This window comes from Paenibacillus sp. P5_B5, assembly GCF_056400365.1.
This window is the reverse complement of record NZ_JBFULK010000001.1, coordinates 219,221-230,949: the sequence shown is the minus strand read 5'-3', so window position 1 is coordinate 230,949 and position 11,729 is coordinate 219,221. Positions and strand designations below refer to the sequence as shown.

Annotated in this window: 12 protein-coding genes; 1 reads left to right on the top strand and 11 read right to left on the bottom strand. The window is 38.8% G+C overall.

Features of this window, described 5'->3' with window-relative positions; genetic code table 11:
* Positions 1 to 16: 16 nt before the first annotated feature.
* The 6 genes from AC1DOK_RS01170 to AC1DOK_RS01145 form a co-directional block, all read right to left on the bottom strand.
* Positions 17 to 643, bottom strand: coding sequence for a PIG-L deacetylase family protein (locus tag AC1DOK_RS01170; protein ID WP_477552390.1), 627 nt, complete (start codon positions 641 to 643; stop codon positions 17 to 19).
* The gene (locus AC1DOK_RS01165) at positions 636 to 1,349 is read right to left on the bottom strand and encodes a WbqC family protein (RefSeq protein WP_477552389.1); all 714 of its coding nucleotides are present in this window, start codon (positions 1,347 to 1,349) and stop codon (positions 636 to 638) included. The genes AC1DOK_RS01170 and AC1DOK_RS01165 overlap by 8 nt, the downstream gene beginning before the upstream one ends.
* Positions 1,350 to 1,393: 44 nt before the next feature.
* Positions 1,394 to 2,704 (bottom strand): oligosaccharide flippase family protein, encoded by a 1,311-nt coding sequence (locus AC1DOK_RS01160; protein ID WP_477552388.1) that lies wholly within the window; start codon positions 2,702 to 2,704, stop codon positions 1,394 to 1,396.
* A 286-nt stretch (positions 2,705 to 2,990) separates the two neighbouring features.
* Complete coding sequence (locus AC1DOK_RS01155) at positions 2,991 to 3,653, bottom strand: CpsD/CapB family tyrosine-protein kinase (protein WP_477552387.1); 663 nt, start codon at positions 3,651 to 3,653, stop codon at positions 2,991 to 2,993.
* On the bottom strand, positions 3,640 to 4,398 hold the full coding sequence (locus AC1DOK_RS01150) for a YveK family protein (protein WP_477552386.1): 759 nt from the start codon (positions 4,396 to 4,398) through the stop codon (positions 3,640 to 3,642). The genes AC1DOK_RS01155 and AC1DOK_RS01150 overlap by 14 nt, the downstream gene beginning before the upstream one ends.
* A 22-nt stretch (positions 4,399 to 4,420) precedes the next feature.
* Complete coding sequence (locus AC1DOK_RS01145; RefSeq protein WP_477552385.1) at positions 4,421 to 5,125, bottom strand: tyrosine-protein phosphatase; 705 nt, start codon at positions 5,123 to 5,125, stop codon at positions 4,421 to 4,423.
* A 291-nt stretch (positions 5,126 to 5,416) separates the two neighbouring features.
* Here AC1DOK_RS01145 and AC1DOK_RS01140 point away from each other — a divergent pair, with 291 nt between their 5' ends.
* Positions 5,417 to 5,788, top strand: coding sequence for a helix-turn-helix domain-containing protein (locus AC1DOK_RS01140; RefSeq protein ID WP_477552384.1), 372 nt, complete (start codon positions 5,417 to 5,419; stop codon positions 5,786 to 5,788).
* Between the two features lie 335 nt (positions 5,789 to 6,123).
* Here AC1DOK_RS01140 and AC1DOK_RS01135 read toward each other — a convergent pair whose 3' ends face one another.
* From AC1DOK_RS01135 to AC1DOK_RS01115, 5 genes are all read right to left on the bottom strand, one after another.
* Complete coding sequence (locus tag AC1DOK_RS01135; RefSeq protein WP_477552383.1) at positions 6,124 to 6,555, bottom strand: peptidylprolyl isomerase; 432 nt, start codon at positions 6,553 to 6,555, stop codon at positions 6,124 to 6,126.
* An 86-nt stretch (positions 6,556 to 6,641) separates the two neighbouring features.
* The gene (locus AC1DOK_RS01130; RefSeq protein WP_477552382.1) at positions 6,642 to 7,517 is read right to left on the bottom strand and encodes a GNAT family N-acetyltransferase; all 876 of its coding nucleotides are present in this window, start codon (positions 7,515 to 7,517) and stop codon (positions 6,642 to 6,644) included.
* A gap of 36 nt (positions 7,518 to 7,553) precedes the next feature.
* Positions 7,554 to 8,558: a lipoate--protein ligase gene (locus tag AC1DOK_RS01125; RefSeq protein ID WP_477552381.1), complete on the bottom strand. Its 1,005-nt coding sequence runs from the start codon at positions 8,556 to 8,558 to the stop codon at positions 7,554 to 7,556.
* A 54-nt stretch (positions 8,559 to 8,612) separates the two neighbouring features.
* Positions 8,613 to 9,956, bottom strand: a complete 1,344-nt coding sequence (gene lysA / locus AC1DOK_RS01120) for a diaminopimelate decarboxylase (protein WP_477552380.1) — start codon at positions 9,954 to 9,956, stop codon at positions 8,613 to 8,615.
* 199 nt (positions 9,957 to 10,155) lie between these two features.
* Entirely contained in the window at positions 10,156 to 11,718 is a 1,563-nt protein-coding gene (locus tag AC1DOK_RS01115; RefSeq protein ID WP_477552379.1) for a spore germination protein, read from the bottom strand.
* Positions 11,719 to 11,729 lie beyond the last annotated feature (11 nt).

The following is an 11,729-nucleotide window of genomic DNA, read 5'->3' as shown; positions in this document are numbered from 1 at the left end:
AAATTTTCTGATATACTTATAAAAAGGCACGTAAAACCTCGAATGATTCTGCGTATGTTTTACCGCATTGAACGCCTCGCATCATTGCCCAACCTTTAATAAACGATTCAGACATATAAGGACGATGACTTTGTGATTCATAACAACTCAATGCGTCCATTTTTTGCTGCAATAGTCTCTCATCCACATCCACAAATCCGTGTGCAGAAAAATCCACATTATTCCATGGAAGCTCATACGAAAATATAGAAGATGATTTAAATGCACGAAATCCTTCATTCGCAATTACTTGATGATCTTGATGTCGATCTCGCAGTGAAGGAATATACACAATATCAGGATTTAACCGTCTGTTCATCCGAACTAAATCCTCAAGTATTTCTTGTCGAAATGAATTGAACTCGCGCACGGGATACGATAACACATCCACATTATCAGGCTTAATCCCCAAAGCGAGTGTTGCCTTCTTCACTTCTTGTCTCAAGATATTAGAAGGATAGCCTTTGGGAACTGATTGCTCCGCACCTGTAAATGCTAGATAGTAAACCTCATGCCCCTTGCTTATTGCTCTGGCTAGTGTAGCTCCACAACCAAGCTCACCATCATCTGTATGTGGTGAGAGCACGACTATTTTCTTAGACATACTGCACCTCCGAGTCATTTTCATAATTACGATATTGTCGAATAATTTCAATTGCGTGAGGACCATGATTGAATATCATATCCAAAATCGATAAATGACTTATAAATGAACCCCATTGCTGATTGTAAAACGGGTGAATAAAGCGCTGGTAAACGAGATCAATGCCATTTCTTTGAAAATCCTCCTCATCGTTATAAGACTTAGCTCCCACACCCGACAAGTAAGTCGTCGCTCCAAGGTTCTTACAAATATTCACTATTCGCCTACTACCAACCTCAAACGTGGATTCTAATTCTGATTCAATAACGATTTTCGTCTCGATTTGTAGAATAGTACGAATTAAGTAAATTAAGTTCAAATTCAAATCATATAAACGCGTCCAATTTGAATGATAGATTTGCTTGAATGATGGTTCGTACAACTCCCAATACTTAGATCTACTATAATTATATGTAATACTTTTCCAATGATTTGCTTTCCAGTTATCCTCATTATGTATAAGCAATCTGTTAATCGGTTGACCTTTATTTTGAATTGGGACTGATAATAACAAGCTTCCGCTCGGACTCTTGATTGAGTTCCGATGCGTAACACTCTTTCTAGAATGCTGCACTGTATCCAAAATAACAAAAATATGGGACTGATCCATTTTGTCAAAAAATCCAATCCAGGGTATATAATTAGGTTGGTGAACAGCGACTATCAATCTATAGAACCCCCTTACCAAAATGTAAAACGAAACACTTTAGCTTACATTGTCATAAATTTGTACAATTTCATCTTACGCTTATCTTTCATTCTCAAGTAAGCAACCGCACCCCATAAACAACCACCTAACAAGAGATTAGCGCCAATACCTACGAAAGCCGCTCCTATCCACGAATAAATTGGGATAATAACAAAGTTCAATCCAATACTGAGGAACGTCACTGAGAACTGAATCAAGCTTCTATACCCTTGAAATCCAGAACTTGTTAATAAGTCTGCAGCAAAATAATTAATCGCTTTGAACAAAGGGATCACCGAGAGCAACTGAATCGCTACCATTGCATGTTGATAATCGGAACCCAAAATATAAGGAACAATTGGAGCCATTAGATACAAAACAATGCCTGAAGCAAATCCTAAAACACAACCAACCGGGAAAATTTTCTTTGCAAAATGCCAAGCACCTTCAATACCTGAAGCACCATGTTTAAAAAACCTGGATGTAGATGCAGCCAAAAGCGAACGGATTGGTGTGAATGCTACTTCTATAAATCGATAAGCTGAAGTATAGATACCTGACGCTTCGACGCTGGATAATCTGGGGAGCATCGTCTTGTCTGAATCATTAAATAGCCCCTGAGCTAGTTGACTCATACAAAAGTACAGCCCTTCTTTAGCCTCGCTCCAGTATTTAGTCAAGTTAATCGATGGTAAGCCAAGTTTAATCGTGACTGTGATATATCCAATTATTGCACTTAATACCGTTCCTGATAAATAGAATAACCCCCATTGCTCGGGTGTAGGACTCATAAAAAATACGGATAACGCAATAGCAGAAAGCATTCTGATTACACTTAACCAGACTTGTAATTGAGATGTCCAAAACATTTTTTCAAATGCCTGAAAAGCCTGCGTACTTATATCTAGCAGCGGTAAAAACAAAAGATCAGACAGCGCAATTGAAATTATTAACAATAATGAAACAGTCTCAGGAAAAATAAAGTGTGAGAGTCCAATTGATACTCCGATCATTGCAGTGCCAGACATAACGGTCACGAAAAGTGCATTTCCCCAGAAAATCGAAAACGAGCTTTGATCTCTTGAGACATTCTTAATCATTAAAATCCCTGTTCCTAAGCCTGTAAATTGCGATAGTATTGAAGTAAAAGCGACAACACCCACGAAAGCGCCAAAGCCGTGTGTGCCTAAAATACGTGCAATTAATATAAAATATACAGCTTGAATCAAAATCCTAGATCCATGTCCAATTAGCATCCATAAGGTGTTTTGTAAAAGCTTGTTGGTGAGTAGCCTACTTCTGAATTGAACTATTCTTGTTGACATATTGCTCATTAATTTGTAGCCCCTTACTCAAGATAATTGTTCTATTTAATCAATTCTTGATTAGATATCATTTGTTGACGGGAACACCAATCAACAATTGATTAAACAAAATAAGGGGCATCTAACCCCACCTCACATCATACCTTTGACAATAAATGCCTAAGGCACATAAATGCCCACAGTATAACCGAGTATCTACAATGATATAGGTATAGTAGATATTACCTTAGGTAAAAAAACTTCTTTCGCCTTTTGATATCAGCATCTTCTTTAAATCTTATTCTTGCTGGCAACGCTATTGATAATAATAATTTTTTATTTTCAACTTATGATTGTTCAGGACTACGCCAAGTATGTTTACATTTACACTCTCAAGCTGAGATTTCACTTTCAGTACATCACTCCGTCTTGTTTTACCTGAGCGAACGATAATAATGACTCCATCCGAGTTTCTCGCAATAATTTTGGAGTCGGCAACAAGCAGTGGTGGAGAATCGAATAAAACAAGATCGTATTGACTCTTTAATTGATCTAAAAGTTGATTCATCTCCAATGATCCTAACAATTCTGACGGATTGATTGGAATTGGTCCAGCTGTAATCACATCGAGATTACTAATATGGGTTTGATAAATGATCGTTTTTAATTCTTGGCGACTGCGCAATAGTGTAGACAATCCCAATTCATTATCCAATTGAAAGATTTGATGCAAAGAGGAACGCCTCATATCGCCATCAATCAGAATGACTCGTTTACCTTCGTTAGCGAAAGTAATCGCAAGATTTACAAGTGTAGTTGTTTTACCCTCACTAGAATTGGCTGAAACGACGGACATAACTTGAATACCATGTTCATAAATGAGAAATTGCAAATTTGTCCGTAGCATTCGATACGTTTCCGATACAGGTGAGAGTGAATTCACGTCGGTAATCATAGCTAGAGGATTAATTTGTTGCATACGTTTTTTCACCAACCTTATCTTTAGGTATCAATTTATTTTTGAATTTTCTTAGTTTATACTCTCGTTGATTTATTTTAGGGATAATCGCCAGAGTTGGAAGACCGATCATTTGCTCAATTTCATGTTCATTCTTTAAGGTGTCATCCAAATACTCAAGTAAAAACGTAAGACCGATTCCCAACAATAACGAAGTTGCGAAAGCAATGAATACATTGAACAATGGAGAAGGACCTATCGGTTCTGGTACAGCATACAAATCCGCCTCATTCAGTATCGTAATATTTTTGACCTCAATTAATTCAGGAATTTTCTGGTGGAACTGCTTCGTAATCGCATTCACAATTTCTACAGCGAATGAATACGAATGATCCCTTACACTAAAAGTCATTACCTGTGAGCCATTTGATTCACTTACACTAATTTTGTCTATCAAATCCTTGCTAGTCAGTTTAAACTCTGGATGAGAGAGCGCAACATCCTTCATGATCCAGTCTGTTTTTAAGAGGTCCTTATACGTTCCCATAATTTTGATATTCGTTTCGACATCACCCATACTAATTTCAGTTTCACCATTTACCGTACGTGTCTTATTTACGATTATTTTAGTCGATGCTTCATAGGTTGGTTGAGCAAATATATAAAAATAAACACCTACTGCAGCCGTAAATAAAATGACGACCATTGCAATCAGCCAGATCCTCTTTTTAAACATACTGAATATTACTTTCAAATCGAGTTCCATTACTATTCCTCCATTTCAGCATTTACAGTTCTACTAAACTTGAAGTTCTTCGATAATACCCGTTCACCCCTATCTCCCCAACAATTTCTGATAATTTATAATACCCCTCCCTCAGATAAAAACCTCTCGATACCGAGTTATGTGCATCCGAGGCAATAAAATGCACCAAATTCAGCTTACAAATTTCGATTGCTGTTTTCTGCATTTTTCTGCCGTTAAGTCCTAATAAGGAACCGGCAGTAATTTGTGTCATTATCCCCAAATCTATCCATTCCGCTAGTATTCGTGGCTTTTGGATGATAGCAGAATATCGTTCTGGATGTGCTATTACAATCTGGATTGACTTACTTAACATATACGCAACAAAATCGTAGAAATAGGTTGGTATAACACGTGTTGGTAACTCTACTAGCATATAAGGGGAGTTTGCTAGAGTTAGTAAGTTGCCTTGTTCGAATTCTTGTTTATAATCCTCATGCAAATAGAATTCTTGTCCTGGGAACACAGTAAGTGGAATATCCTTTTCACGGAGTTTATCGTTGAATATTTTCACTTGTTCGATAATTTTACTTGCTGGGTTCTCATACCGACCATTTCCATGATGAGGTGTAGCGGTAATCGTATGTATCCCATTATTTACGGCAATCATAGCCATCCGCAGTGATTCATTCCAATCTCTCGGACCATCATCAATTTGCGGGAGGATATGACAGTGAATATCGATCAAGGGTAACACCTACCTTATACATGGAAAAATTAATGCATCAATGTTTGAATTATAGTAAAATAAAGTTATTCGAAGATTTTCATAAATAATATGTGATACAAATCGTATCTTTTAATACTTTTAATTTATGATACATATAGTATCATGTCAAGTAAAATTTCTTGATATATGTGACGATATGTATCGTTAATTACAAAACTATGACAAACTTCATTAATCGGATGTTTATACGACATTTAAGGGGGCAATTATGAGTTATGGAGATCGAATTGCGGAGCTAAGGGGGCAATTATGAGTTACGGAGATCGAATTGCGGAGCTAAGGGAGCAACGAGGATGGACACAGGAATACTTAGCAGCCTCACTTAAAATTACACGAGCTGCGCTTTCACACTACGAAAAAAATCGTCGAAAGCCCGATTTTGAGACACTAACACAATTAGCTGATCTATTTCAAGTTTCTGTTGACTATCTCATTGGTAGAACACAAATACCAACAAATAGCTTAGATAACGAAGTTCAGCAATTTGTTGATGATTTGGAGCTATCTGATAATGAAATTCTTGATAAATTTAGTTTAATGGTTGATGGTCGGAAGCTGACAGAGGACGAAACGAAACGATTTATTGCATTTGTCCGAGCAGAGCGGATGATGAATCTTTAAACTCTAATGGCCACTTCGTTTGGTTAATACCTAACTGGGATAATATCATATATATGTCTAACTCAATTTTGGTTTGATTTGCCTCTACAAAGTTTTTCGTTGAGTTAACTAATTGTAGTTCTTCATTCATCATTTTTGTGAACCTCGCTTGTTATGAATTACCCTTTTCTTAAGTGGCAAACTTATTATAGCTCAACCGATTTGGTAATAATGTCGTTATCTGGTTGTCAGCAAAAAAACAATTTTTCTATTTTTGTCGAATACATTTAGAACACAAAAAACCTGTCAGTAAGCGCTTCGCGCCCACTGACAGGTTTATTCATGTATAAAGAATCCTACAAATCTACGACTTCTACTGTCTCCATAACATCGCGGCCTTTGAATTCATCAACGAATTCCATGCCTTTAGTTACTTTACCAAACACAGTGTGCCCACCATCTAAATGCGGCTGTGGTCCGTAACAAATGTAGAACTGACTTCCACCCGTATTGCGACCAGCATGCGCCATTGCTAGCGATCCACGCTCATGTTTGTTCGGGTTGATCTCACAGTTGATGTTGTAACCAGGACCGCCTGTTCCACTACCATTCGGGCAACCACCCTGAGCTACGAAACCAGGAATTACACGGTGAAAAGTCAAACCATTATAGAATCCTGAGTTTGCCAATTTCTCGAAATTAGCTACTGTATTCGGTGCGTCTTGATCGAATAAATCGATGACAACCTCACCGCCGCCTTGCATTTTAATTTTCGCTTGTTTAGCCATTGTGTCATTCACTCCTTATGTATAATGAGATGTGTTTATTTTACACGATTCCACTAGCCTATACAAATTAAGTGTATAAGTCAACCTTACAGGATAATTGAATAATAATCATTGCTGCTTACTTTCATGAATCCACAAGATAGGTACAGATTTAATGCTCCCTCATTACTAACAGAAACTTCGAGCGCAGAATAGGGTTTATGAAGTACATTTTGCCCATATATAATCGCTTGATTTAAAATGTTACGTCCGTGCCCTTGCCCCTGATATTCAGTCGCTACACAAAAACCAAATATAAAAGCATTCTTCTCTTGAACCATGATGCCAAGTTTGCCAATAGGTACACCATCTAATTCAGCTATCAGATTAATATCATCATCCGAAGAAAGTGAATGCTTGACCCACTCCTCAGCATCCTCATACGTCATTGAGAAGCCGTCCTGGTTAAGCTGAACAAGCAAGCTGGCATCAGCCTCTGTTGCCTGTCTCAAGCTTACTCTCGTTCCTTCTGCAGTCACAGGAGCACTAGAATCATTACGTTCCATATAATACTCTGAGAAGGAATACTCCGAATTAGCTTCTACTACGAACGCTTTACCTGAGTTAGAACTACCTGGGGCAATTAGAAGCATTTTCTTATATTGCCGATTCTTGCTTTCTATCAAAGCACATGTCAATAGTTCAGTGAATAGCCCGCTTCGCCTATAATCTGGATGAATCATTCCGCTAGTTTCAATCTCAACACTTCCAAAGCTATACAAACCTAGAAATCCAACTAACTTACCATCCTTATACATCAAGAAGTCGTTTACTTCTGTGCCAGTTCTACTACCAAGTGTATTCCAATTTAATTTAATCATCATCGGATCAGCGGTAGTACAAGCTTGTTCCAAAGCCTTAATCTGATCAAGCTCGTCCTTACTTAATTGATTACGTGCCACAATTCCATTTATTTGATTCAAAAAGCACCTCTAAATTTTTATATAATATTAATTCAATCATTCTTCTCGTAAAAACATCAATCCTACTAAATCATCTTTAGTGATTGCACCAAAATAACTTTGGACTTCAACTTCAGCCAAGGCTTCACGCACTGCTGATTCCTCATACCGAACACCGGACAGCTTGTCTTCTAGCTCGGTTACATCACCTACACCGAAGAAATCACCATAAATTTTGAGACCGTTGATTCGTCCCTCAGCAACATCCATACGGATATCGATAATACCCGCTGGGAAGCGTTTCATGTTCTGAATATTACTCTTTGGTGATAAGCCGTAATTCCAATCCCAGTTCTGATAGCGCTCTGCTGATATTTCGTGTATCTTTGCCCAATCTGTTTCTGTCAGGTGATATTGTGGTACTTGATCAACTTCTAAACCAAATATGTTACGAAGCAGCTCAGCTCTAAACTCAGCAATGGTCATTGTCTCATTCAAAAACTCAGAAATATTCGCAACCCGGCTACGAATAGACTTTGTACCTTTGGACTGAATTTTGGCAGCGTTGACCTTTAGTGCGGATACCACATGTTCAATTTCAGAATTGAATAAAAGCGTACCATGACTAAACATACGCCCTTTAGTAATAAACTGTGCATTACCAGAAATTTTACGTTCACCGACTTGGATATCATTGCGACCTGTCAGCTCACATTCGACACCTAGTTTATTTAATGCCTGTACGACAGGTTCAGTGAACTTGCGGAAATTGTGAAAAGATTGGCCATCATCCTTCGTAATAAAGCTGAAGTTTAAGTTACCTAGATCATGATAGACCGCTCCGCCGCCTGATAAACGGCGAACCACATGAATATCGTTCTCTTGCACATAATCCGTATTAATTTCTTCGATCGTATTTTGATTTTTACCGATAATAATCGATGATTCGTTAATATAGAATAACAAATAGCTATCGTCCAAAGGAAGATGCCTCAGCGCATATTCTTCAATAGCTAAGTTAATCCTTGGATTCGTAATGTCTTGGTTGTCGATAAATAGCATGATGTTATTCCTCCATTACATACATGATAAATAATAATGATATATCCGATTAGATTAACGACCTAATGCCGCTTCACTAACAGCTTTATTCAGACGTTCTGGAATGAGATCATTCGAGACGATATCTTGATAGGATTCACGTTTAATCACAACATCCGAGTGACCATTCTGAACAAATACAACTGCTGGACGACGAAGCCTATTATAGTTGCTCGCCATTGCATAATTATATGCCCCTGTACAAGAGACAGCAAGGATATCACCAGACTCCACTGTTGGTAGATTAACATCCCAGATCAGCATATCGCCACTTTCACAGCACTTACCTGCAATTGATACGATTTCCTCATTCGCTTCTGTTGCACGATTCGCAAGCATAGCTTCATATGAAGCTTCGTACAAGGCTGGTCTTGGATTATCCGTCATACCACCATCAACGGAAACATATTTACGTACACCCGGTATTTCCTTATAAGTACCAACCGTATATAAAGTTGTACCCGAATCACCTACTATAGAACGACCTGGCTCAACCCAAATCTCTGGCAATGGGTAATCATAGGCAGCAAAATTAGTTTTGATCGCATCCGTTATTGCCTTTACATATTGGGATACAGGTAATGGTGTATCGTCTTCCATATAACGAATACCAAAGCCACCACCCAGATTGATTACTTTAAATATAACATTGAGCTTCTTGCGTACCTCTTCAGCAAAACCAGCGACTTTATCTGTTGCCATCTTAAAACCTTCTACTTCAAAAATCTGTGATCCAATATGGGAATGAACGCCAAGCAACGCCAAATTAACTAATGAAGACGCTTCTTCAACTGCACGATAGGCAGATCCATTGCCTAGATCAAATCCGAACTTAGAATCTGTCTGACCTGTTGAAATATATTCATGCGTATGCGCTTCTACACCAGGCGTAATTCGAAGTAAGATATTAACGACTTTACCTTTTTCACCAGCAATCGCATTTAACATATGAAGCTCAACAAAGTTATCGACTACAAAACATCCGATATTCGAGTCAAGCGCCATTTCGATCTCTTGCGGGGTCTTGTTATTTCCATGAAAATGAATGCGTTCTGCAGGGAATCCAGCTTGCAACGCTGTATAGAGTTCACCGTCTGAAACGACATCCAGTGACAACCCTTCTTCTTCTGCAAGGCGACACATTGCCTTCACACAAAATGCTTTACTTGCATAAGCCACTTGAAAGCGAAACCCCGATGTACGGAATGCTTCCATAAATTCTTGGCAACGCTGACGAATAAGACCTTCATCCATTACATATAGAGGTGTGCCATACTTAGCAGCTAATTCAACGCTGTCGACCCCTCCAATTTCTAAATGACCTTGATTATTTATCGTACTTGTACCATGTAAATACATAAACTATCCCCTCTCCCCAATCAACCACCGCTCCAATGAATCTCTTCTATATAAAAGCATAACACAACCAGGAAGGTAGTCCTTCCTGTTGTCCATGCATTCAAACATATAGTATTAAAATTATCACAATTTTTACAGTGTTGACAATACGCAATCAAGCAATTTCATAAATAATATATAAAGTGTGCTAACTGAACGTTCACTTCTCTTGTTTACTGTTATCCATTGGCTTCACAATCGATGGACGTTTTTTGTCATCCCGTACGGGTAAGCGGACTAGAATCGACAATAACGCTTTAGCGTTAAATGGGAGGAACGGCCATAAATAAGGAGTATTGTAAGAGCGCAGTGTAGCCAAATAAATAATCCAGAGCGTAGTTCCCACTATTAAGCCCGGAGCACCAAACACAGCTACTGCAATAAGCAGCGCAAGCCTGACAACCCGATTAGCCAAACTAAGCTCATAGCTAGGGGTAGCGAAGGTCCCTAGGACCGCCACTGATAAAAAGAGGATGACCTCATTGACAAATAAGCCTGATTTAACAGCGACGTCTCCAATCATGATAGCAGCAACTAAACCCATGGCTATTGCAAGTGGAGATGGGGTATGAACGGAGGCCATTCGCATTAGATCTATCCCTAGTTCAGCTATAAGAAATTGTGCCAGTAACGGAATATCACTCATTTTCTTCGGTCCAATGAAGGATAGAAGTGCTGGTCTAAGCTCAGGGTGAACGACGAGTAAATACCACAGTGGCAACAAGAACAAAGATACGATAATCCCAATAAACCGCACCCATCGCAAGAATGTACCGATGACGGGAGCTTCTCGAAATTCCTCTGCATGCTGAAGATGATGAAAGAAAGTAGATGGAATAATCATTACACTTGGTGACGTGTCCACGAAGACAGTAACGTGACCTTCGAGTATATGAGCAGCAATAACGTCTGGACGTTCCGAGTATCTGACCAGAGGATAAGGACTCCATCTGTTTTTTTCTATAACAGCTTCCTCTAACTGCTTCTCGGCAAGTGGCAAGCCATCTATACTCACATTCTTGATCTTAGCTGTTACAGCATCAACAAGGACAGGATCAGCAATATCTTTAATGTACCCAATACATACATCCGTACGTGTTCTTCTGCCGACCTGCGTTGTTTCAAATCGTAGTTTAGGATCACGAATCCGCCTACGAACAAGTGTTGTATTCGTTAACATGGCTTCTACAAAACCATCTCGCGCCCCCCGTACAACACGCTCTAGATCGGGCTCAGCAGTTGTGCGAGTTGGGAAATTCTTGATATCAACGATAAGAGCGGTCTCTTCACCTTCAATAAATATTGCTGTAGAGCCTGTCAGTACGCTTTCTAAGACCTCTTTAAGTGTCCGATAGGGCTTAACCTGAGTATGTGGAATGAGCAGCTTTTCAAAGGTCTCAGGTGTATTTATTTCAGCTATGCTCTGACTTACATAGGATAATCGTTGAATCACCTCCGAAATTAGATCATCATTCGTAATCCCGTTCAAGCATAGAAACCCCGTATTTACATTTCCAAATACCATCTCGCGAAAATTGATATCATAGGACGCATTAAATCCAATTCGCTCTGCAAGCCTCTCTCTAAGCTCTAACAAACTAGTTGGTATGGAATCGTCCTCATCCTGCGAGCATTGTGATTCCGGTTTAGAAGCTTCATTCAAACTATTTCCCGAGTTATCCTTGATTTTGTTTTTACGCATACGATCAATAAGTTTCATCATACTGTTTCACC